The sequence below is a fragment of the Bradyrhizobium erythrophlei genome, assembly GCF_042430365.1.
Classification (GTDB): domain Bacteria; phylum Pseudomonadota; class Alphaproteobacteria; order Rhizobiales; family Xanthobacteraceae; genus Bradyrhizobium; species Bradyrhizobium erythrophlei.
Genome location: NZ_JBHMET010000029.1, coordinates 24404 through 46116, shown reverse-complemented (window position 1 = coordinate 46116; position 21713 = coordinate 24404). Strand labels below are relative to the sequence as shown.

Here is a 21713-nt window from a genome sequence, read left to right as displayed (position 1 = left end):
CCTCACCCGGGCAGCCCTCGACCGTCCTCTGGCCGAAGGCCTGGCCGACGAGCGCAAGAGTTTTGCCGCGGTGATGAGGACGGCCTCGGCCCGTGACGGCTTGCATGCCGGCCGCCCGCCGGCCGAAATCCAGAAGCTCTAGCGTCACTGCTTTCCTGAGGTGGGCGGGCGTCGGAATTCGGGGCTACCTTTCGTCGTCCACGGAACACGAGCCGGCCGACGTTACGATCGAGCGCTTCGACAACGCGTCAACGACCGAGCCGGCGGAGATCCTCGCCTTCTACCTGACCGATTCAAAGGACCGCCCGCTGATCGAAATGCTCACCGCAAAATAGGGCAAGTCAGGCGCGTGCTGCACCGGCGTCAGTCGCGCTCCGACTTGACCGCATTGCAGCCATAGCAACGGAAAATGCGAACGGCTTCGTGCCTTGCGGTCTTCGGCAAGGCAGCCAGAAGTGTCATGTGATTTCCGCAGGCGTCGCACGAACAGGTGTCGGCCTGCGGAGATGGTTTGGCATCCGCCGGCATAGCGCATTCCACCCTTTTGTCCCGGTGCGGATAGTGCACGCCGCAATGGGGCGTAAGCATGATCAATCGCCCCGTAGGAGTACGGTGGCGTGCGTGCGCACGCGGCGGATGGCTCAACAGGTTGCGTCGTTCCGCGGGAACGAGGGCAGGGCTTGAGCCAGGGTTCCACGTAAACAGCGCTTAACATTAGAATCAAACCCGCACCGTCAACAATGTGCCGTTGCAATTGACTGCGAGCATTGGCGTCGCCGAGGCTTTCACCAGCATGTCCGGTGCCCACGCCTTGATGAGGGCGGCCGATAACGCGCTCTATCAGGCCAAGGCAGAGGGCCGCAATCGCCCGATGTGCTGGTCGCCGCCGCCTCCGCCGAAACTCGCGGCCGAATAGCGACTTGCATCCGCGCCGCTAATGCCGGCCCGGCCCGACGCCCTCGGCTTGTCAAAAGCAAGACGCTTCTGCGCGTTCTGCGTCCTGACCATCCCTACTACTCGGCGGCATCATCTAGCCGCTCCGTCTTTGCCGACGTCTCCTCTCGCTGTTTGCGCTGAGTCCAGCTCCAGCCCAGGAGAAAATTGGAGAGGCGGTCGAGATAGAGATAGACGACGGGCGTCGTGAACAGCGTCAGCGCCTGACTGACCAACAAGCCGCCGACCATGGCATAGCCGAGCGGCTGGCGTATTTCTGCACCTGTTCCGGTGCCAAGCATCAGCGGCACACCGCCGAACAGCGCGGCCATCGTCGTCATCATGATCGGGCGGAAGCGGAGCAGCGCAGCCTCGCGGATCGACTCCTTCGGGGTCAAATGCCGTTCGCGCTCGGCGGCGATTGCAAAGTCCACCATCATGATGCCGTTCTTCTTGACGATGCCGATCAGCAGAATGATTCCGATCAGCGCGATCAGGCTGAAATCGAACCCGAACGCCATCAGGATCGCAATTGCGCCGACGCCGGCAGACGGCAGCGTGGAGAGAATGGTCAGCGGATGGATGTAGCTTTCGTAGAGCACGCCGAGGATTAGATAGACCACGACGAGCGCCGCCAGGATCAGCATCGGAACCGTGCTGAGCGATTGCTGAAACGCCTGCGCGGTGCCCTGGAAGCTTGTCGCAAGCGTCCCGGGCATTCCCATCTCGGCCACGGCGCGCTGCACCGCGTCAGTGGCCTGTCCGAGTGCCACGTCCTCGGCGAGGTTGAAGCTGATCGTCACCGCTGGAAACTGCCCCTGATGGGCGATTGCAAGCGGCCGCACCGGCACATCGGTCCAGCTAGAGAACACCGAAAGCGGCACCTGGTCCCCCGTCAGTGGCGATTTCAGATAGATCTTGTTGAGGGTATCGATCTTGCCCTGCATCTCGGGCAGGATCTCCAGGATCACGTGATAGGTGTTCACCTGGGTGAAATACAGCGCGACCTGGCGTTGCCCGAAGGCGTCATAGAGCGTGTCGTCGATCAGTTGCGGCTGGATGCCATAGCGCGACGCGGTGTCGCGATTGATCGTCAGCTGCAGCGTCGTGCCTTCGGTCTGCTGGTCGGTCGCGACGTCGCGTAACTCCGGCAGTGTCCTCATCTTTGCCAGGATCTTCGGCGCCCATTCGTTCAGCTCGGCGAGGTTGGCGTCCTGCAACGTGAACTCGAACTGTGTCCGCGTGGCGCGGCCGCCCAGCCGTACGTCCTGGGACGCCTGCATGAACAGGCGCGCGCCGACGACCTCATCGAGCTTGGGCCGAAGTCGCGCGATGATCTGTTGCGCGTTGACATCGCGCTCTTCGCGCGGCTTCAAGGTGACGTACATGCGCCCCGAATTCAGCGCGGTGCCGCCGCCGCCGATGAACATCGCAATCGAGGAGACTGCGGGATCGGCCTGCACGATCTGGCTGAGCTCCTCCTGCCGCCGCTTCATCTCGGCAAAGGAGATGTCCTGGGGCATTTCCGATACCGCGGTGAGGAAGCCGTTGTCCTGCTGCGGAAAGAACCCCTTGGGAATGATGATGAAGAGGTAGACGGAGAGCGCGACGGTTGCAAAGAAAATGCAAAGCGTGATCAGGCTGAACCGCAGCGCGAGATCGAGACCCCTCTCATAGGCGCGGAGCTGGTGACTGAACATCCGCTCGCTCCACTGGTAGAAGCGGCCGTGCCTGACCTCGTGATGGGCGCGCAGGAATCGCGAGGCCATCATGGGCGTTAGCGACAGCGAGACCACGAGCGATACGAATATCGCCATTGAGAGCGTGACCGCGAACTCGCGGAACAGTCGTCCGATGATGCCACCCATCAGGAGCAGCGGGATCAGGACGGCGATCAACGAGATGCTGATCGAGACAATGGTGAAGCCGATCTCTCTGGCGCCCTTGTAGGCGGCATCCATGGGCTGTTCGCCCTTCTCGACGTAGCGGGTGATGTTCTCGAGCATCACGATCGCGTCGTCCACCACGAAGCCGACCGCGATCGTCAGCGCCATCAGCGAGAGATTGTCCAGCGAATAGCCGAACACCCACATCAACGAACAGGCGCCGAGGAGAGCCAGCGGCACCGTGATGCTCGGGATGATCGTCGCCCAGAAGCTGCGCAGGAACAGGAAAATCACGATCACGACGAGCACGACGGTGATCATAAGGGTGATCTGCACGTCCTCGATCGCGGCCCGGATCGTGAGGGTGCGGTCGCTGATCAGCTTGATCTTGATGGCCGGCGGTATCGCCGCGATCAGCCGCGGCAACTGCTCCTTGATGCGGTCGACGGTGTCGATCACATTGGCGCCGGGCTGCTTGAAGATGACGAGGAACACCCCGCGCTTGCCGTCGGCCCAGGCCGCGGTCTTCATGTCCTCAGGCCCCGCCACCGCCTGGCCGATGTCGCGGATCCGCAAAGGCCCGCCATTGCGATAGGCGATGATGACGTCGTTCCAGTCCTTCGAGTCGGTCAACTGGTCGTTGGCGTAGATCGTGAACGCACGCCGCGGGCCGTCGATATTACCCTTGGGGCTGTCTGTGGTTGCGATTGCGATCTGGCTGCGCACGTCCTCCAGCGACAGGCCCTTGGCGACGAGCTTCGCCGGATCGATCTGGATGCGGACGGACGGCTTTTGCTGGCCGCCGACAAAGACCTGGGCGACGCCGGAGATCTGGCTGATCTGCTGCGCAAGCTGCGCATCGGTGCGGTCGCTCACCGTAGTCAGCGGCAGCGCGTCCGAGGTCGCCGACAGGATCATGATCGGCGAGTCCGCCGGGTTGACCTTGCGATAGGTCGGCGGCGAAGGCAGATTCTTCGGCAACTGCCCGCTCGCTGCGTTGATCGCAGCCTGGACGTCGCCGGCCGCCGCGTCGATCTTGCGGTCGAGATCGAACTGGATCGTGACCGCGGTCGAGCCGAGCGAGCTCGTCGATGTCATCTGCGCGATGCCGGGAATCTGCGCAAACTGGCGCTCGAGCGGCTGCGCGACGGAGGAAGCCATCGTCTCCGGGCTGCCGCCCGGAAGGCTCGCGGAGATCTGAATGGTCGGGAAGTCGATCTGCGGCAGCGGCGCGACCGGCAGCAGCGGATAGGCAACCACTCCTACGAACAGCACGCCCGCCATCAAAAGCGAGGTCCCGATCGGATAGCGAATGAACGGAGAAGAGATGCTCTCGTACATGCCCTGAAACCATCGGATGGCCAGCGCATCTTCTCCTTGGAGCGATCGGGAGCCGCGCTCCGGTGGGGCGAGCGCGAACGTGCGTTTCCTTGAAAACCTTGAGCCTTGTTTGCGCCTCGGGAGCTTCGGCGGTCCCAAGACCGGCGTTGTGCTCTGCAAGCTTAGCCCCTTGGCGGTGGCTTGCGACTCGAAACCCGGGTTGGTGGATTAGACCTTTGTCCAACGCGCGCCTTCGCGGGCGCGAAATGCTCTCGCGCCCGGGCCCGACACGCCCAGAGCAGGCGTCTTTCGAGGGACCGCGCTCCACGACACGATTTTTCGGGACCGCGAAATAATGCTAGCGATAGCAAGACCGGTCGCGTCGCGTCGTCGCGACGACAACATGCGGAGGAATGGATTGCCCAAGCTGTCCCGCCGACCCTTTCTCAAGCTGGCCCTCGGTGCTGTCTCCCTTCCGCTCGCCTCACGCGCCGCCCGCGCCGACACCTTCCCCTCGCGCCCGATCACCATCATCGTGCCCTTCGCCGCTGGCGGGCCGACCGACGTGCTGGCGCGGATCGTCGCCGAATATATGCGGGCAACGCTGGGGCATTCCGTCGTGATCGAGAATGTTACGGGCGCCTCGGGCACGGTCGCGGGCCTGCGGGCGGCGCGTGCGGCGCCGGATGGATACACGATCACGATCGGGCATTGGGGCACGCATTGCCTCAACGGCGCGATCTATCAGCTGCAATACGATGTGCGCGAATTCGCGCCGATCGCGCTGATCGCCAGCGGGCCGCAGCTCATCATCGGCAGGCCCAACCTGCCGGCGAGAAACCTGAAGGAGCTGATCGCCTGGCTGAAGGACAATGCCGGCAAGGCGACGTCGGGCACCGCCGGACCCGGGTCGGGCGCGCATGTCGCCGGCGTGTTCTTCCAGCAATTGACCGACACGAACTTTTCCTTCGTGCCGTATCGCGGCGCAGGTCCCGCGCTCAACGATCTGATGGCCGGGCATATCGACATCATGTTCGACCAGGCCTCCAACTCGCTGCCGCAGGTGAAGAGCGGCACGGTGAAGGCCTATGCGGTGACGTCGTCGTCGCGGCTCGCCTCGGCGCCGGAAATTCCGACCGTCGATGAATCGGGATTGCCGGGGCTCTATATCGCCTATTGGCACGGCATCTGGGCGCCGAAGGGCACGCCCGGCGAGATCGTGTCGACATTGAGCGCGGCGGTGACGGCCGCGCTCGCCGAGCCCAATGCGCGCCAGCGCTTCCTGGAGCTCGGGCAGGAGATCCCGCCGCCGGACCGGCAGAAGCCCGACTCGCTGCGGAGCCACCAGGCCGCCGAGATCGACAAATGGTGGCCGATCGTGAAGTCCGCCAATATCAAGGCGGAGTAGGCGGCCGATCGCGGCATCCGCGGCCCCGCCAGGCCGCTACCTGCAAGCTTGACGTGCGGAATCCCGCCTGCGTCGCGCCGACCGTGCGTAGCGGCCGGAGTCCGCTGACCAAATCAGTGAAAACCCTGACGGCATTAACCATTGGTTAACCATGCATGACGATTGTTAACCATTCAACAACACAGCCGAGTCAGGGGCGATGGACGCCAGTACGCAGACAGCACGTCAACCGGTTCGTATGCGCGGTCGCTCCTACGTCGCGTTCGTGTTTTCTCCCGTGGTGCCGATCGTCACCTGGCTCGAGGATATCGACGCGACGCTGGCCCGTTCGCCCGGGTTCTTCACCGGCAAGCCCGTCGTGCTTGATCTCGCCGCCGTCGATCTCAGCACCAGCGCGATTGCGCATCTGCTCCAGAGCCTCGACCAGCGCAGCATCCGCGTTCTCGGCATCGAGGGCGTCGACGAATCAAAGCTTGGCGCCAACATGCCGCCGCTTCTGACCGGCGGCCGATCCACCGTCATCGCCCAGGTCGAGCCGCCAGCGCAGGCGCAGGCGAAGCCGAAGGCCAAGACGGCCTCGCTCCTGCTCGACAGTCCGGTCCGCTCCGGTCAGTCGATCGTGTTCGCTGATGGCGACGTCACCGTGCTGGGATCGGTCGGCTCCGGCGCCGAGATCGTGGCCGGCGGCTCGATCCATGTCTACGGCACGCTGCGCGGCCGCGCGATGGCCGGCATCAACGGCAATTCGGCGGCACGGATCTTCTGCCAGAAGATCGAGGCTGAGTTGCTCGCCATCGATGGCTACTACCAGACCGCCGAAGAGATCGGCGATCGTTTGCGCAACCGGCCCGCCCAGGCGTGGCTCGAAGGCGATGCGCTCCGAATCACACCGTTGAACTGATCGGCCGCGAGGAGAAAAGAATGTCGAAGGTATTGGTCGTGACGTCTGGGAAGGGCGGGGTCGGCAAGACGACGTCGACCGCCGCATTGGGCGCGGCACTCGCGCAAATGGGACAAAACGTCGTCGTCATCGACTTCGATGTTGGCTTGCGCAACCTCGATCTCGTGATGGGCGCCGAGCGGCGGGTGGTGTTCGACCTCATCAATGTGGTGCAGGGCGTCGCCAAACTTCCGCAGGCGCTGATCCGCGACAAGCGGCTGGAGAACCTCTGGCTCTTGCCGGCATCGCAAACCCGCGACAAGGACGCGCTTACCGAAGACGGCGTCCGACGGGTGATCGCCGACCTCAAGACCAAGTTTGACTGGATCCTGTGCGACAGCCCGGCCGGCATCGAACGCGGCGCGACGCTGGCGATGCGCTACGCGGACGAAGCCATCATCGTCACCAATCCAGAGGTCTCGTCGGTGCGTGACTCCGACCGCATCATCGGTATGCTCGATTCGAAGACGGTCCGTGCCGAGCGCGGCGAGCGGGTCGAGAAGCACCTGCTCATCACCCGCTATGACAGCGCCCGCGCCGCGCGCGGCGAAATGCTGTCGATCGACGACGTGCTGGAGATCCTCGCAACGCCCCTGCTCGGCATCGTGCCGGAAAGCCAGGACGTGCTGAAGGCCTCCAATGTCGGCTCGCCGGTGACGCTGAACAACGCGAACAGCGCGCCGGCCCGGGCCTATATGGACGCCGTGCGCCGCCTGATGGGTGAGACCGTTGCGATGACGGTGCCGGTCGAGCGCAAGGGCCTGATGGATCGGCTACTGCGAAGGAGGGCGGCATGATGAACCTGATGCGGCTCTTTGGCGGCCGCGCTGCGTCCGCGCCCGTCGCACGGGAACGGCTGCAGATCCTGCTCGCGCATGAGCGCGGCCGGAACGGCGCGTCCGATCTTCTGGAGGTCCTGCGCACGGAGATCCTCGCCGTGGTGTCGAAGCATGTCGACCTCGACCCCGAGAAGGTCGTGGTGCGGATGGACCGTGGCAAGTTCGTCTCGATGCTGGAAGTCGACATCGAGGTGCCCAATGGCGTGCAACGATCAATGACGGTGGCGGCCACATGACTGCAGACAGCAATAGTCACATCGCCTGGCAACGGGCCCAATTGAAGAAGCACCGCGCCGCGCTGAAGGAGCTCGAGGTTGGGCAGTCCGGGGTCGCCAATTGCGGCCGCTCGGCGCAGACGACGATCGCCGAGTTGCAGCGCAAGATCAGCGAATCCGGTCGCTGCATCGCCGAATATGAGCGGCGGACCCGGCGGCCATTGGCAACCGACCTCGGCAGCCTCGCGCGCGTCAGCTGGACCCACTGGAACGCCAACATGCCGATGGCGAAGCCGCAGCGCCATCGGGCGTGATGCGCTGACGCAGCCTCGTCACAGCGACCTGTCGGTTCGCAATGACGTACCTCGGGCGACTAAAGCGCGATGAGATTAGGTTGAATCGTCATCGCGCTTTAGTTTCTTGTTTGAGCATGATCTTTTCGGAAAACCGCTTCACACTTTTCCGGATCATGCTTTAGTTACAGCAGGAACGACAGCGCCGCCGCGCACTGGTCTTCGACCTTGAGCGAGAGAAGGTCGTCGGCGCGGGTGCGGCCGAGATTGACAGCCGCAATCGGCAGGCCGCGTTGCTCCGCCATGCGGACGAAACGGAAGCCGGAATAGACCATCAGCGACGTGCCGACGACCAGCATCGCGTCGGCCTGTTCGAGATGGTCCTGCGCCAAGGCGACCAACTCGCGCGGCACGTTCTCGCCGAAGAACACCACGTCGGGCTTGAGCACGCCGCCGCAGGCCTCGCACGCGGGGACGACGAAGGCCGCAAAATCCTGATGCTCGAGATCGGCGTCGCCATCGGGCGCATCCGCGGCATCGAGCGCCAGCCAGGCGGGATTGAGCCGCGTCAATTCTTGCTGAAACGCCTCGCGCGGCAACGTCGCAGCGCAGCCGAGGCAGCGCACCACGTCAAGGCGTCCGTGCAGGTCGATGACGCGCCGGCTTCCGGCGGCCTGATGCAGCCGGTCGACGTTCTGGGTCAGGAGCAATTCGCAGCGGCCTTGCGCCTCGAGTTGAGCGAGCGCGCGATGCGCGTCATTCGGCGTTGCCCGGCCGAACCGCCGCCAGCCGACCATGCTCCGCGCCCAATAGCGCTGGCGCGTGCCGGGCTCACCTAGGAATGCCTGGATGGTGACCGGCCGCGTCCGCTTCCAGTTGCCGTCGTGATCGCGATAGTCGGGAATGCCGGAATTGGTGCTGCAGCCGGCCCCGGTCAGGACGAACAGACGCTGGCAGCCGGCGACGAAATCCTCGAGGGTGGGGTGTTGCATGGGCCGTATCTAGTGCGCCGGGCGGCCACCACAAGGACACGCGTAGCGCGACGGCATGAGGCCGGATACCGGCGCGCGTGCGCGTTTGGCTCCGGCGGCCTGATGCGTCACCGTGTCGGCAGGACGAAGATCTGCCCTGGATAGATCAAATTGGGATTGCGGATCTGCTGCTTGTTCGCCCGATAGATCACCGCGTAGCGCTGCCCGGCGCCGAATGTGCGCTGGCTGATCCGCCAGAGACTGTCGCCGCGGGACACAGTGGTCGTCGTGATCTTCGGCACGATCACGGCAGACGGTGAGCGCCCGTCCGGTACGGCGGGAGCCGTCGCTGCCGCGAGCCGTGGCGTGGCCATGTCCGCACGGGCGGAGGAAGTCGCCGGCGCCGGGATCGATGCGGTCGTCGTGGTGTCGGGCACGTTGAACGGCACTTCTGCACGCGCGCGGACCTTGCCGGAGCCGGGGTCCACGTCGTCAAGCCGGACCCGATAATCGCCGGCTGCCACACCCTTGTTGATCGTGACCGCGAGGTGTCCGCTCTCATCGGCGGTGGCGGATGCGATCAGACTGTCGTTGAGATAGAGCCTGACGGTGGCGCCGGGAGCGGCCTGACCGCTGACATGGAGCTTTCCGCCTGCTTCGGTCTCGATCGCCTCGACGGCCATCTTCCCGGCCGCCGGCGTCGCGGCCGGAGGTTGCGACAGCACGCGGATCGGCTTGCCCGGCGCCATCAGCGCCACCATCGGCCGCTCCTTGGCCCTGGCTTCGAGCGCCACCGCCACGCTCTGCCTGGATGTCACCGCCTTGCCGCCACGCGTGATGCGCAGGGTCAGGTCATAGTTTCCCGGCGGAAGCGGGCGCGGGACCATGACGAATTGTCCGGATTTGTCCGCCACCGCGCGATCGTGCACCTCGCCATTACGGAGCAGTTCCACCGTGACACCCGGCGTGGCCCGGCCGGCGACAACGGTCTCGCCCGTCGGTTCGACACTGACGACGTCGAACTCCGGCACCGCGTCGCCGCTCGACGGTGGCGACCGTCCTGCCAATGCGTTGGCCAGCGCTGTGGTCTCGGTTTGCGCCTTTGCCAGCCCGGTCTTGTCCTGATCTCGCGCGGGGGCTGCCGGCGTAGACGGCGTCGCCGCCATCAAGCGCGTGTCCACCGCCGGGGATTGCTGGGTCTGGCGGATGCCGAAGACGAGGGCGGCGGCGCCGCCAACGGCAAGCGCCAGCAACGGTATGACCATTCGCATCGCCGTGGCGTTCATGATTTTCATCCGCGGATGCATGTCCCCGCGCGTCCGTACGCCGCCGTGCAGGCCCTGTGAGGATTCGCTGGAGACTGCGCCGATTTGCTTCGACCATCAAGTCGGATGAAAGGGTTACTCCCCTTACTCCGCTCGGGCAGCCCGGCTGACCCAACACCTCAGCGCCACGCCGCCACGTTAAGGGCAAGCGCCGCGCCGCCCACCAGAATGAGGCTGACCGCCCACACCGTCTCCAGATTGAACCAGCTCCGCGCAACGAATCTCACGCCGAGATAGCGATAGACCAGCCAAGCCAGCAGGCCGCCGGCGCCGAGCATGGCGGCGGTGTGAATGAACGCGACCAAGAGCGCCATCGCAAGATCCTGATCGATCACGCGGGCCGCGGCCGCGTGGCCGCCATGCGCGGCTGACGTCGCGCAGAGGCCGAGATAGATCGGCAGCAGCATCAGGCCGGCACCGTGCGCAATCGCCACCGCGAACGACCAGAACGCCAGCCTGGTCGGCGGTATCCGCACCAGCGCGCGCAGATGACGACGATCGACGAGACGCACCAGACCAAAGGCGATGACGATGATGGCGGCCGCAATCTGGATCTGATGCTGCCATTTCACCAGCGTGATCAGCAGCGCAAAGGGCAGCAGCACCAGCAGCATCGCCGCAAGGTGGCCCGCCGAGAGCGGCAGCAATGCTGTGGCAAGCGCGCGCGGGGATTTCTCCATCAAGCCCGCGGAGACCGCGAGCGGCCAGCCCATGCCCGGATTGATTCCGTGGTAGAGGCCGCTCGCGATGATGGCGAGCCACAGCCAGATGGCCGTCGTATCAGCGTCACTCAATTCCAGACCGACGGATAGCAGAAGGAATCCGTCGAACAGTCGCCGCCCTCGAGGCGGACTTGGTGCGGGCGATAGCCTTCGGGGAAGCTGACAAAATAGTCCTTTGCGAGTTCCAGCCCGCCATCCGTGCCGACATCGGCCATGACTTCGGCGCCCGGCATGCCGTCGGGATAGAACTGGTCGTCCCAGGTCGAATAGAGCGAGTTGGTCCAGTACACCCGCTTGCCGTCGCGGCTGATCTCGACCATCTGCGGGCCGCCGGCAAACGCCTTGCCGTTCGGGTGCGGCGTGCGGCGGGCGATGCCGCCGATATGCACCGAGCCGGAAAGCCTCGGCTTCCTGGGATCGCGGACGTCGTACTGGCGCATCTCGCCGGTGCCCCAGCAGGAGACGTAGAGGAAGCGATCGTCCATCGACAGGTCGATGTCGGTCACCAATGGCGGCACCGCTCCGAACCCCTGCAGCAGCGGCGGCAGCTTCTCCTTCGGCGCGGGCTCGGGCGGTATCGTCGCGGTCTTCTCGGCGTGGAATTTCCCACCCTCGCGCCACCAGGTCCAGATCGAGGCTTCAAGGTTGGTGGTGTCGACGACGACGCCGACAAAGCCGTATTCGCGGATCGGATCGTGCGCGGGCCTGACCTCGAGTGCCATCTGGTGATTGGCGCCGAGATCGATGGTCTGCACATTGCGCCGCGCGCGCAAATCCCAGAAGTGTAGGCGGTGGCCGTATTTGTTCGCCAGTAAATCCTCGGCGACGATGCCGTTCTCGAATTGCGGCGGCAGCGCCCACTCGCTGCTCACCATGTAGTCGCGCGGCAGATTCCACCAGAAATCATAGTGCAGCTTCTGCGGCCCGCGGTCGATCTCCCAGCGGCCGAGCACGTCGAAGGTCTCGCAATCCATGATGAAGACGCCGGGAGGCCCCTCGGTGCCGTCCTTGCCGCCGCCGAGGGTAGAGACATAGATGCCTTCCGGCCCGCAATGGATGGTGTGCGGCCGCGAGTAGCCGGTTTTCTTGAACACCTCCTCCGGCTCGATGATCTTATGGATCTTCGCTTCCAGCGGCGAGGGTTTGGTGTCGATGATATAGATGCGCGAGGAGCGCATTCCCGGAATGATGAGATAGCGCCGTTCGACGAAGGCATGTCCGGCGAGCGGAGACAGCGCGGAGGAGCAGGCGTTCCAGCCGAAGTGATGGAACTCGTCGCCCTTGTTCGGCATCGCCACGGTGTGGACGACCTGGCCATAGGTCTTCGAGCTCGGCTTGACGTCGATCACCGCAAGCGCGTCGGGCTTTGCGAAGTCAGGGCTGAGCAGCAGCGTATAGGCAAAGTTCTCCGGCGGCGCCTCCATGGCAAGCCTTGGCGAGGCGTGAAACGTAGGGTCGGGTCGCATCGTCATGACGTCCTCCCGGTTTTGTCGGCTTCTCGCCAACGGCTCGGGTCGCGCGGAGCATTGAGACGGACTGGTGTATGCGCTGACGCCTATGCGGCCTGCGGTTCCGCGGGCGAAGTTGGCGGCGAGGAGCTTACGGCATCAGACGGAAGCGCGAAACAATCTCGCATTTTGTTGACGCGGCTTGTTGACGCGGCCAGGTTCCCGCTGCGACGCGCAACGGCAAACTGTTTGCGATCCATGACGCAGATCGCGCCGGGCTCAAAACTCCAGCGCGGCGTTGTCGACCACCTCCTTCATCACGAAGAAGGTGCGCGTCTGCCGCACGCCGGGCAGCGCGATCAGCTGGTCGCCGTGGATGCGGTTGAAGTCCTCCATGTCGCCGACGCGGATCTTCAGGAAGTAGTCGAAATCGCCCGCGACGAGATGGCAGTCGAGCACGAATTTCAGCTTTGCGGCCGCCTGCTCGAAGCTCGCAAAACTCTCCGGGGTCGAGCGGTCGAGCACCACGCCGACCATGACCAGCGTGCCCTTGCCGACCTTGCGGGGCGCGACCACGGCGCGGACCTCGCTGATGAAGCCGTCGTCGAACAGGGCCTGGGTCCGGCGGTGACAGGTGGCGGGGCTGACGCCGACCTGATCGGCCAACTCGGCATTACTGAGCCGGCCGTTCTTCTGCAGCAATCGCAACATCTTAAGGTCGGTCCGGTCGAGCCGCGCGGGCATGGAAGAGTCTTTCATAGATTGGCTAATCGGTGAAAGGATAGATAGCATAAGTTGGACATTTCGTAATGATTAGAGAGAGGTGGCCTCGAGATAGAGAGCACCTTTCTTTCCCGTGATGATAGGGCTTGCCGCTGACACCAGACTATCAGGGGATGCCGACATGCTCCAAAAATTCGCGCGCTATCCGCTCACCTTCGGGCCGACGCATATCGAGAAGCTCGATCGGCTCTCGAAGCATCTCGGCGGCAAGGTCGAGCTCTATGCCAAGCGGGAGGACTGCAACTCCGGCCTCGCTTTCGGCGGCAACAAGCTCGGCAAGCTCGAATACATCATCCCCGACGCGATCGCCTCCAACGCCGATACGCTGGTCTCGATCGGCGGCGTGCAGTCGAACCACACCCGCATGGTCGCAGCGGTTGCGGCCAAGATCGGCATGAAGTGCCGCCTGGTGCAGGAGAGCTGGGTGCCGCATGAGGATGCGGTCTACGACCGCGTCGGCAACATCCTCCTGAGCCGCGTGATGGGCGCCGACGTGCGGCTTGTTGATGAAGGCTTCGACATCGGCATCCGCAAGAGCTGGGAGCAGGCGATCGAGGAGGTGAAGGCGGCGGGCGGCAAGCCCTACGCGATTCCCGCCGGTGCCTCCGTGCATAAATATGGCGGGCTCGGCTATGTCGGCTTCGCCGAAGAGGTGCGCGCGCAGGAGAAGGAGCTCGGCTTCAAATTCGACTACATCGTCGTCTGCACGGTGACCGGTTCGACCCATGCGGGCATGCTGGTCGGCTTCGCGGCAGACGGCCGTGCGCGCAACGTGATCGGGATCGACGGCTCGTTCACGCCGGCGCAGACCAAAGCGCAGGTGCTGTCGATCGCGAAGAACACGGCAGAGCTCGTCGAACTCGGAAAGGACATCGTCGCTGACGACGTCGTGCTGATCGAGGACTATGCCTATCCGGCCTATGGCGTGCCGTCGGAGGCGACCAAGGATGCGATCCGTCTCTGTGCGCGGCTCGAGGGCATGATCACCGATCCGGTCTACGAGGGGAAATCGATGCAGGGCATGATCGACCTCGTGCAGAAGGGATTCTTCCCCGCCGGATCGAAGGTGCTCTACGCCCATCTCGGCGGCGCGCCGGCGATCAACGGCTATGGCTACGCGTTCCGGAATGGCTGAGGCGCGATCGCTCCACCTGCGGGGAGCGAGTGCACTCGGGAGTTGTCCCGTTTCGGACGCACTGCGACAAATTGGGACAGGTCACCCGCAGCGCTCTGATCGATGATTGGAGGGTTACACGAAAACTGGTCCCGAGAGGCCTCAGCACCGACGGTGCTGGGGCCTTTCGTTCATTCGGTAGCCCCAAAAGGGACAGCGCCGCCATGCGGAGTATGATCGCGGGCGGCGCTGGTTCACGCCCCGGGTGGGAGGAAATTTCCCGGGCACCTCTTGGACAGCACAAACCATGCCAGGGTTCATGTCCCGGATTGGGGCGGCCGGGCTCCGGTTGACAATTCTGGAACAAAATAGGAACATTAGAGGTAACCAGAAGGTGCAGCGATGACTGCATCCGCGGCGGCGCGACACATGGACGCGGCCAGAGGCAAGTCGCGCACCACTTGCGGATGTATTTCAACGCCTCCTATCATTGCTCGTGGCCGGGGGTCTTGCGTAATGAGAATTGTAATGTGGGCGGTCGTTGCGGCCGCCTGGCTGATTGTGTCCGCAACGCCGTCGAGTGCCCGCGGCCCCTATGGCTCGATCACCGTCGGCAATTGGCAGGGCGGCGCCTACACCAACGACAAGAACGGCGCGTTCACCCATTGCTCGGCAGTCACAGCCTATCAGAACGGAGTTTACTTCTCCGTTTCGATCGCGGCGAACGGAAACTGGTGGCTGGGCTTTGCCCATGACAACTGGCGGCTGACGCCGGGGCAGGCGTTTCCGCTCGCATTGACGTTCGATGCGCAGCCCGCGTTCAATGTCTACGGCATGCCGAGGGACGCGCAGATCGTCAGCGTCGACCTGCCGGTGAACTCGACCCTGATCAACCAGTTCCGCAAGGCGCGGCAGATGACGGCCTTCGCGCAGGGACAGTTGCTTCAATTCAACCTGAATCAAACCGCGCAAATGCTGCCGGCATTGCTCAACTGCGTTGCCACCGTGAAGAAAAATGGCGTCGCCAATGCCGGGGAGTTTGCGGTGGCCGCAAAGCCTGCAACGGCCGCGCCGACGTCACCGCCGTCAAGCGCCCCGCCGTCGGCGTCGCCCAAGCAAAGCAAGTCCGGCACCCAGACCGGCACCGGTTTCGTGGTCAGCAGCAACGGTCACGTCGTCACCAACCAGCACGTCATCGACGGCTGCGGCAAGATCTCCGGCAATCTGAGCGGGGAGGCGCCGGTCAAGCTGCGGATCGTGTCCAGCGACGAGATCAACGATCTCGCGCTGTTGCAGGCGCCGTCACCGTTCGAGGATGTCGCCGTCATCAAGCAGAATTCGGTCCAGGTCGGCAACAGCGTGGTCGCGATCGGCTTTCCCTACCACGGCCTCCTGACCTCCGATTTCACGGTGACGACGGGTATCGTCAGCTCGTTGAGCGGGTTGCTCAACGACACCCGCTTCCTGCAGATCAGTGCCGCGGTGCAGCCGGGCAACAGCGGCGGGCCGCTGTTCGACCAGAGCGGCATGGTCGTCGGTGTGGTGGCTGCTAAGATCGATGCGATCAAGGTCGCGAGGGCGACCGGGACGATTCCGGAAAGCATCAACTTCGCCATCAAGACCGGCGCGCTGCGCGATTTCCTCGACAACAGCGCGGTGACGTACCGCTCCAGCGACCGGCACGATTCGATGAAGAACGAGACCGCCGATATCGCGAAATCGGCGCGCGGCTACACGCTGCTGATCAGCTGTACGGTGAGCGAGCAAAGCGCGAGCGCGAAGAAGGGTAATTGAGGCGCGGGCGAGGGCGTGTCACGCGGCGCGCTTGAGCCGATGCAGCGTCACCTCCGCCGGACAGTTGAGCCGCACCGGCGACAGGCTGGTGCCTGCACCTCGCGAGGTGTAGCCCGCGAGATGATCAAACCGCCAGGCGCCTGCGCCCATCCGGCGCGGCAGTCGCGCCTCCAGCTTGATCGCGATGCCGCCGGGCAAGCAGAGCTGGCCGCCATGGGTGTGGCCGCTCAGCATGAGGTCGAAGCCGGCCTGCGCCGCCGCGCGGTAGGACTCCGGCGTGTGAGCGAGCAGGATGGAAAACGCCTCGCGCGGAATGCTTGCTGCGGCCTTCGGAATGTCGTCGGCGCGGTAGAAGTGCGCGTCGTCGACGCCGGCGAGGTGGATCGCGTCCGCACCACGCACGATCGTCGCGCTTTCGTTGAACAGCATGCGGATCCCCATCGCCTCCAGCGCCGGCGTCATGCGGATGCTGTCGTGATTGCCGAGGATGCCGTAGAGCGGCACCTTCAGCTCCGCGCACAGGTCCTTCATCAGCAACAGGCTCTTGCTGAACGGCCCGAACGTCTTGCCGCGATAGTCGCCGGTCATCACGCAGATGTCGCAGGCGATATCGCCGATGAAGCCCGTCAGATGCCGCATCGCGCCGACGCTGATGTCGGCATGGAGGTCGCTGAGTTGCAGGATGGTGAAGCCCTCGAAGGCGGCCGGCAATCTGGCCGACGTTACCGTGTTGTGCCGTAGCTTCACGTGATCGGCATTGCGCCGCGCACGGCCATAGAGGCCTACGAGTTTGAGCGTCCCCTCGACGACCAGCGGCGCCACGAGCCAGTTCTCGAGATTGAAGACCAGCGTCCCCTGGCCGAATAGCTGGGCCTCGTGCCCGGTCTCGATTTCAAGCCGGCGCGCGACGTGCTCGGCGCCGATCCGCTCGATCAGTCCCTGCAATTCTGTGTCGGTCATCGCCTTCCGTCTGGTCCGCAGACGCCCAGCCCGGTTCGGCATGACTCTATCGTGGTTTGAGCGAAGTGGATAATCGGTTCGCGCGAAGAAGTGTCTAAAGCCTTAAATGTCCCGGTTGGCGCGATGGCGCCCCGCCTCCCTGCCTCCGCAAGGCGGGACAAGGTTCGGTCAAGGGGCGCCTCAGACCACGGGTACGCGCCTCGCGGCCACCGCCGCCGGCGAGATCACCTCGATGTCGAGCGGCACCTGCCAGCGCCCGGTGAAGCGCACTTGCGGGGCAGCGTTGCCGCTGCGCGCGCCATCGAGCACGAAGCCGTCATAGCCTGCGTTCATCACCTCGTTGCACTTCTGCACATAGACCGGGAAGCCGCCGATATACGGCATGAAGACGCGGGGCCGGCCCGGGATGTTCGTGCCGACATACCAGGAGCTGCAGGTCGAGCGCAGCGACACCGTCGAGACGTCGTTGACGTGGGTCACCCAGGCATCCTCGTCTTCGCGGGTCGGCTCGATCGTGGCGGCGCCGACGTCGCGCATGTGGCTGATGCAATCCGCCAGCCAGTCGACATGCTGCTCGATCGCCTGGATCATGCTGGCGAGCACCGACGGGCTGCCGGGTCCGGTGATCATGAACAAATTGGGGAAGCCCTGCGAGGCGATGCCGAGATAGGCGCGCGGGCCGGCGCGCCACTTCTCGGCCAGCGTCTCGCCGCTGCGGCCGGTGATCCTGATCTTGTCGAACGAGCCGGTCATCGCGGCAAAGCCGGTGGCCGAGACGATCGCGTCGACCTTGTGCTCCGTGCCGTCGACCACGATGCCATCGGTGGTGATGCGTGCGATCGGCGTCGTCGACACATCGACCAGGTGCACATGCGGCAGGTTGTAGGTCTCGAAATAGTCGGTGTCGACGCAGAGCCGCTTGCAGCCGAACACGTTCTGCGGACACAACAGCTCGGCGGTCGCGGAATCCTTGACGATGCTGCGGATCTTTTTCCGCGCGAAATCGGCGATGGTGTCGTTGGCGGCTTTTTCGAACAGCAGGTCGCCGTAGGCGCCGAGGAACGGCAGGCCGCCGCGCTGCCAGGCCTCTTCATACTGCCGCTCGCGCTCTGCGGCGCTGGCCTGCAGGGCGGGCTGGGTGTTGAACAGAAAATAGAAGCCGGTCGGCCGTGCCCGCGCCTTCGCCCGCAACTCCGGGTAATGCGCCTTGGCTTCTTTCAGCGCGTCAGCCGAGAGCGCCGCGTTCCATGCCGGCACCGACCACGTCGCGGTGCGCTGGAACACGGTGAGGTGAGCGGCCTGTTGCGCGATGATCGGGATCGACTGGATCGCGGATGACCCCGTGCCGATGACGCCGACGCGCAGCCCGGTGAAGTCGACACCCTCATGCGGCCATTCACCGGTGTGATAGATCGGGCCGCGGAAATCGTTCATGCCGGGGAAGACCGGCCGGTTCGGCGCCGACAGGCAGCCGACTGCCATGATGCAGAACCTCGCCGTGACCTTGTCGCCGCGGTCGGTCTCGATCAGCCACGTGCCGGCGGTCTCGTCGAAAGTCGCCGCGGTGACGCGAGTGTCGAACGCGATCTGGCTGCGCAGGTCGAAGCGGTCCGCGACATGGTTGGCGTAGGCGAGGATCTCGGGCTGCGGCGAATATTTCTCCGACCAGTTCCAGTCCTGGTCGAGCTCTTCGGAGAACGAGAAGGAGTATTGCAGGCTCTCGACGTCGCAGCGCGCGCCGGGATAGCGGTTCCAGTACCATGTGCCGCCGACGCCGCCGCCGGCCTCATAGACTCTCGCGGTGAGGCCGAGCCCGCGCAGCCGGTGCAGCATGTACATGCCGGCAAAGCCCGCGCCGACCACGACCGCATCGAACGTTCCGCTTTCCGCAGGGCGCGCATCACCGCGCGCAGCGCTGACCTGAGCCATGATCCGTTTCATCCCGTCTTTGTTGGCCGCGCCTTGCGGGCGCGGCAACGAAAGATTAGGGCTGATACGGCGAAGCCTGCAAGCAAGTGCGTTGCCGTGCAGCGAATAGCTCCTATGTCGCCGCGGTCATCACTGCGGTATCCAGGCGCCGTTTACGCGAGACTTGTTGCCGCCTCGTCGATCAAGGCTGTCACCTCAACCGGCTTCGAGGCCAGCGATGCATGGCCGGCGCCGAGTGTGATGATCTTGCGCGGCTTCATCCGCTCCGCCATGCGCTTCTGGTTCTCCGGATTGATCATCCGGTCCTCGCTGGAGATCTGATACCAGACCGGCTTGTTCTTCCACGCCGGCGCGGTGACGTTGTTGCCGAAGGTGGTGGCGAGCGGGGCCTTTTGCGTTACCGCCATCACCAGCGCCTCGTCTGCGGAGAGGTCCTGGCAGAAGCTCTCGTGGAATTTGTCCGGCTTGATCCAGAGATAGCCGTCGCTGTCAGGCGCGAGATTGGCGATCGCAGCCGGCGGAAGCGCCTGGCTGATGCCGCCCGGGCTCTCTCCGGCGTCCGGCGCGAAGGCGGCGATGTAGACGAGGCCCGCGATATTGGGCAGATCGCCGGCCTCCGTGATGACGGCGCCACCATAGGAATGGCCGACGAGCAGCACCGGGCCGCTCTGCTGCTTCACCATCTTGCGCAGGCGTTCGGCGTCATCGGCGAGTGAAATCAGCGGCATTTCGACGGCATGCAGCCCGTCATGTCCCTTGCGCGAAAGCGCGACGATCACCTTGCTCCAGTGCGCCGCGCCACCCCAGAATCCGTGAACCAGAACGATCGTAGGCTTGCTGCTCATGATGCGCTCCTCTGACACGACAGAGTAAGTCACGCGCCAATCCTCGCACCGCCCATGCCCGCGGGCAAGAATGCCGTTCGCCGAGCTGATTGGGCGCGTTGACGAAGAGCTAATTCGCCGCGTACGGTTCAGGAACCTCCGAAGTTCGTCGAGACCGGCGCGCGGGACGGATACAGTCAAGCGTTCCGATTTCGGTGTGGGATCAAGAGGGTCCGTGCGAGTGACGCAAGCCTCCAAGCGCGATACCCAAGACATCGAAGCTGCTGCTCGTCCGGCCCGGTTCGATGTCGCGGTGTTGCGGGATATTGCTGGTGAAAAGGCGTTCAACCGCGGTAGTGCCTACCAAGCAGACGGCCGGGTCGAGATCATGACGATCGACGAGGCCCGCGTGGTCGCTCGGGTCGTCGGCACGGAAAGCTATCGTTGTGAGCTGACCGGGCGGGGCCGGAGCTTTTCCGGCAACTGCTCCTGCCGGGCATTCGACGATTGGGGCTTTTGCAAGCATCTTGTGGCGACCGCGCTTGCCGTCAATTGTCTCAAGCCGGATGCGCTCGAGCAAACCGCCAACCGGCTCGACAAGATCCGTGATCATCTGCGCGCAAGGGGCGTCGAGCAGCTCACCACGATGATTCTGAAGCTCGCCGAGCGCGATTCCGCGCTGTTTGAGGAGCTGGCGCTCTCGACGGCTCTCGAGACAACAGACGACCCAACGCTGCTCGCACAATTCAAGAAGGCGATCACCGACGCGACCCGCGTCCGCGGCTACATTGAGTATCGTGACATGCGCGACTGGGCGCAGGGGATCGAGCGCGTGCTCGATCGCCTCTCGATTCTGCTTGAGAGTGGACGGGCGTCGCTTGTCCTGCAGCTGCTCGACCATTTTTTCGCGCGAATGGACGATGCACTCGCCAAGGTCGACGACTCCGATGGCGGCGCCGGAGCGTGCTACGCGAAAGCCTGCGGCATTCACCTAGCCGCTTGCCAAAAGGCAAAGCCTGATCCTGTCGATTTGGCGCGGACGCTATTTGCGCGCGAGGTCGATTCCGACTGGGAGTTCTTCTTCGGTGCGAGCGAGACCTATGCTGAAGTCCTGGGTAAGGCCGGTCTCGCCGAATATCGCAGCCTCGCAACCGAAGCGTGGAAAAAGGCGAAATCCAAGCGAGGAAAGAAAGCCGACGATCGACCTGGCGACGGATTCGCACTTAGGGCCATGATGGAACGATTTGCCGAACGAGAGGACGACATCGACGGGATCATCGCCGTTCGATCCGGCGATTTGTCGAGCGCATATGACTACCTCGGCATTGCGCAGGTCTGCCTCGACAACGGGCGGGAACAAGAGGCGTTGAAATGGGCGGAGGAGGGGCTGTGGAAGTTCGAAGATAGCCCCGACCAACGCCTGGTTCTGTTTGCTTGCGATCTCTATCAGCGCAAGGGGCGGAACGAAAATGCCACTGAGCTGCTCTGGCGGACGTTCGCCAGGGAACCCAGAATCGGCCTTTACGAGCGATTGAAGTCTACGGCCGGTGCCGATCGGATGTTTGGGATCGCCGTGCGGGACAGGGCCATTGCCTTGCTGAGAGAGCAAGCAGCGAAATCGCGTCCGCAAGGACGTTGGCCCTTGTCGTCGGAGACCGCCGACGTTCTGATTCGGTTGCTTTTGACGGAAGGATTGGTCGCGGACGCGTGGGCCGCCGTCGGCAACCACGGTTGCCGCGAGGGCCTCATGGAAGAGCTCGCCAGGGCAAGCGAATCGGACCATCCGGACGAGGCGTTGAAGGCCTATGCCCAACTGGTGGAACGGAGGGTCCGAACGGGCGGGCAGGCCAACTATGAGGCCGCGTACGGCATGATCGAGCGGATGCGGGGCTTGCGGGAGCGGCTTGACGAGAGCACCCAACATGCCGCGTACCTTGCCGACCTCAAGGACCGCCACAAAGCGAGGCGGAATTTCATCAAGCTCTTGATGTCGAGCGGCACCCGCTGAG

At 64.2% G+C, this 21713-nt stretch carries 19 protein-coding genes; 10 read left to right on the top strand and 9 right to left on the bottom strand.

Annotated features, from left to right (window positions below; genetic code table 11):
• Positions 1-104: 104 nt before the first annotated feature.
• Both ACFFWD_RS04020 and ACFFWD_RS04015 read left to right on the top strand, forming a co-directional pair.
• A complete protein-coding gene (locus ACFFWD_RS04020) occupies positions 105-335 on the top strand; it encodes a cupin domain-containing protein (protein WP_376961674.1) in 231 nt (76 codons plus the stop codon).
• Positions 336-742: 407 nt separating this feature from the next.
• Positions 743-916 (top strand): diguanylate cyclase domain-containing protein, encoded by a 174-nt coding sequence (locus ACFFWD_RS04015; RefSeq protein ID WP_376961672.1) that lies wholly within the window; start codon positions 743-745, stop codon positions 914-916.
• A 97-nt stretch (positions 917-1013) separates the two neighbouring features.
• Here ACFFWD_RS04015 and ACFFWD_RS04010 read toward each other — a convergent pair whose 3' ends face one another.
• Positions 1014-4160, bottom strand: a complete 3147-nt coding sequence (locus ACFFWD_RS04010) for an efflux RND transporter permease subunit (protein ID WP_376961670.1) — start codon at positions 4158-4160, stop codon at positions 1014-1016.
• Between the two features lie 430 nt (positions 4161-4590).
• On the opposite strand from ACFFWD_RS04010, the gene ACFFWD_RS04005 reads away from it, so the two are divergent.
• From ACFFWD_RS04005 to ACFFWD_RS03985, 5 genes are all read left to right on the top strand, one after another.
• On the top strand, positions 4591-5547 hold the full coding sequence (locus ACFFWD_RS04005; RefSeq protein WP_376961749.1) for a tripartite tricarboxylate transporter substrate-binding protein: 957 nt from the start codon (positions 4591-4593) through the stop codon (positions 5545-5547).
• A 199-nt stretch (positions 5548-5746) separates the two neighbouring features.
• A complete protein-coding gene (gene minC, locus ACFFWD_RS04000) occupies positions 5747-6448 on the top strand; it encodes a septum site-determining protein MinC (RefSeq protein ID WP_376961668.1) in 702 nt (233 codons plus the stop codon).
• A gap of 20 nt (positions 6449-6468) precedes the next feature.
• On the top strand, positions 6469-7284 hold the full coding sequence (gene minD, locus ACFFWD_RS03995; RefSeq protein WP_376961666.1) for a septum site-determining protein MinD: 816 nt from the start codon (positions 6469-6471) through the stop codon (positions 7282-7284).
• On the top strand, positions 7284-7562 hold the full coding sequence (gene minE, locus ACFFWD_RS03990) for a cell division topological specificity factor MinE (RefSeq protein ID WP_376961664.1): 279 nt from the start codon (positions 7284-7286) through the stop codon (positions 7560-7562). Before minD ends, minE begins: the two co-directional genes overlap by 1 nt.
• A complete protein-coding gene (locus tag ACFFWD_RS03985) occupies positions 7559-7855 on the top strand; it encodes a hypothetical protein (protein ID WP_376961662.1) in 297 nt (98 codons plus the stop codon). The genes minE and ACFFWD_RS03985 overlap by 4 nt, the downstream gene beginning before the upstream one ends.
• Before the next feature lie 164 nt (positions 7856-8019).
• Here the strand turns inward: ACFFWD_RS03985 and ACFFWD_RS03980 are convergent, their stop codons facing one another.
• From ACFFWD_RS03980 to ACFFWD_RS03960, 5 genes are all read right to left on the bottom strand, one after another.
• Positions 8020-8826 carry an NAD-dependent protein deacetylase gene (locus tag ACFFWD_RS03980; protein ID WP_376961660.1) on the bottom strand — a complete coding sequence of 269 codons (807 nt, stop codon included), beginning with the start codon at positions 8824-8826 and terminating at the stop codon, positions 8020-8022.
• A 107-nt stretch (positions 8827-8933) separates the two neighbouring features.
• Entirely contained in the window at positions 8934-10091 is a 1158-nt protein-coding gene (locus tag ACFFWD_RS03975) for a LysM peptidoglycan-binding domain-containing protein (RefSeq protein ID WP_376961658.1), read from the bottom strand.
• Between the two features lie 158 nt (positions 10092-10249).
• Positions 10250-10924 carry a hypothetical protein gene (locus tag ACFFWD_RS03970; RefSeq protein WP_376961656.1) on the bottom strand — a complete coding sequence of 225 codons (675 nt, stop codon included), beginning with the start codon at positions 10922-10924 and terminating at the stop codon, positions 10250-10252.
• Positions 10921-12324 carry a selenium-binding protein SBP56-related protein gene (locus tag ACFFWD_RS03965; RefSeq protein ID WP_376961654.1) on the bottom strand — a complete coding sequence of 468 codons (1404 nt, stop codon included), beginning with the start codon at positions 12322-12324 and terminating at the stop codon, positions 10921-10923. The genes ACFFWD_RS03970 and ACFFWD_RS03965 overlap by 4 nt, the downstream gene beginning before the upstream one ends.
• Before the next feature lie 255 nt (positions 12325-12579).
• Positions 12580-13044 carry an Lrp/AsnC family transcriptional regulator gene (locus ACFFWD_RS03960; protein ID WP_376961652.1) on the bottom strand — a complete coding sequence of 155 codons (465 nt, stop codon included), beginning with the start codon at positions 13042-13044 and terminating at the stop codon, positions 12580-12582.
• Positions 13045-13204: 160 nt separating this feature from the next.
• Here ACFFWD_RS03960 and ACFFWD_RS03955 point away from each other — a divergent pair, with 160 nt between their 5' ends.
• Positions 13205-14218, top strand: coding sequence for a 1-aminocyclopropane-1-carboxylate deaminase (locus tag ACFFWD_RS03955; protein WP_376961650.1), 1014 nt, complete (start codon positions 13205-13207; stop codon positions 14216-14218).
• A gap of 507 nt (positions 14219-14725) precedes the next feature.
• Positions 14726-15991: a S1C family serine protease gene (locus ACFFWD_RS03950; RefSeq protein WP_376961648.1), complete on the top strand. Its 1266-nt coding sequence runs from the start codon at positions 14726-14728 to the stop codon at positions 15989-15991.
• Between the two features lie 18 nt (positions 15992-16009).
• On the opposite strand, the gene ACFFWD_RS03945 is transcribed toward ACFFWD_RS03950, so the two are convergent.
• The 3 genes from ACFFWD_RS03945 to ACFFWD_RS03935 all read right to left on the bottom strand — a co-directional run bounded on the left by ACFFWD_RS03945 (position 16010) and on the right by ACFFWD_RS03935 (position 19725).
• Positions 16010-16951, bottom strand: coding sequence for a metallophosphoesterase (locus ACFFWD_RS03945; protein WP_376961646.1), 942 nt, complete (start codon positions 16949-16951; stop codon positions 16010-16012).
• Between the two features lie 180 nt (positions 16952-17131).
• Positions 17132-18880: a flavin-containing monooxygenase gene (locus tag ACFFWD_RS03940; protein WP_376961644.1), complete on the bottom strand. Its 1749-nt coding sequence runs from the start codon at positions 18878-18880 to the stop codon at positions 17132-17134.
• A gap of 152 nt (positions 18881-19032) precedes the next feature.
• A complete protein-coding gene (locus ACFFWD_RS03935) occupies positions 19033-19725 on the bottom strand; it encodes an alpha/beta hydrolase (RefSeq protein ID WP_376961642.1) in 693 nt (230 codons plus the stop codon).
• 70 nt (positions 19726-19795) lie between these two features.
• On the opposite strand from ACFFWD_RS03935, the gene ACFFWD_RS03930 reads away from it, so the two are divergent.
• Positions 19796-21712, top strand: a complete 1917-nt coding sequence (locus ACFFWD_RS03930; RefSeq protein ID WP_376961640.1) for an SWIM zinc finger family protein — start codon at positions 19796-19798, stop codon at positions 21710-21712.
• Position 21713 lies beyond the last annotated feature (1 nt).

Coding starts and splice junctions, on each gene's coding strand:
- ACFFWD_RS04020 (WP_376961674.1), top strand. CDS start 105: ATGCCGGCCGCCCGCCGGCCGAAATCCAGAAGCTCTAGCGTCACTGCT.
- ACFFWD_RS04010 (WP_376961670.1), bottom strand. CDS start 4,160: ATGTACGAGAGCATCTCTTCTCCGTTCATTCGCTATCCGATCGGGACC.
- minC (WP_376961668.1), top strand. CDS start 5,747: ATGGACGCCAGTACGCAGACAGCACGTCAACCGGTTCGTATGCGCGGT.
- minD (WP_376961666.1), top strand. CDS start 6,469: ATGTCGAAGGTATTGGTCGTGACGTCTGGGAAGGGCGGGGTCGGCAAG.
- minE (WP_376961664.1), top strand. CDS start 7,284: ATGAACCTGATGCGGCTCTTTGGCGGCCGCGCTGCGTCCGCGCCCGTC.
- ACFFWD_RS03985 (WP_376961662.1), top strand. CDS start 7,559: ATGACTGCAGACAGCAATAGTCACATCGCCTGGCAACGGGCCCAATTG.
- ACFFWD_RS03980 (WP_376961660.1), bottom strand. CDS start 8,826: ATGCAACACCCCACCCTCGAGGATTTCGTCGCCGGCTGCCAGCGTCTG.
- ACFFWD_RS03975 (WP_376961658.1), bottom strand. CDS start 10,091: ATGAACGCCACGGCGATGCGAATGGTCATACCGTTGCTGGCGCTTGCC.
- ACFFWD_RS03965 (WP_376961654.1), bottom strand. CDS start 12,324: ATGACGATGCGACCCGACCCTACGTTTCACGCCTCGCCAAGGCTTGCC.
- ACFFWD_RS03960 (WP_376961652.1), bottom strand. CDS start 13,044: ATGCCCGCGCGGCTCGACCGGACCGACCTTAAGATGTTGCGATTGCTG.
- ACFFWD_RS03955 (WP_376961650.1), top strand. CDS start 13,205: ATGCTCCAAAAATTCGCGCGCTATCCGCTCACCTTCGGGCCGACGCAT.
- ACFFWD_RS03950 (WP_376961648.1), top strand. CDS start 14,726: ATGTGGGCGGTCGTTGCGGCCGCCTGGCTGATTGTGTCCGCAACGCCG.
- ACFFWD_RS03945 (WP_376961646.1), bottom strand. CDS start 16,951: ATGACCGACACAGAATTGCAGGGACTGATCGAGCGGATCGGCGCCGAG.
- ACFFWD_RS03940 (WP_376961644.1), bottom strand. CDS start 18,880: ATGGCTCAGGTCAGCGCTGCGCGCGGTGATGCGCGCCCTGCGGAAAGC.
- ACFFWD_RS03935 (WP_376961642.1), bottom strand. CDS start 19,725: ATGAGCAGCAAGCCTACGATCGTTCTGGTTCACGGATTCTGGGGTGGC.
- ACFFWD_RS03930 (WP_376961640.1), top strand. CDS start 19,796: ATGCCGTTCGCCGAGCTGATTGGGCGCGTTGACGAAGAGCTAATTCGC.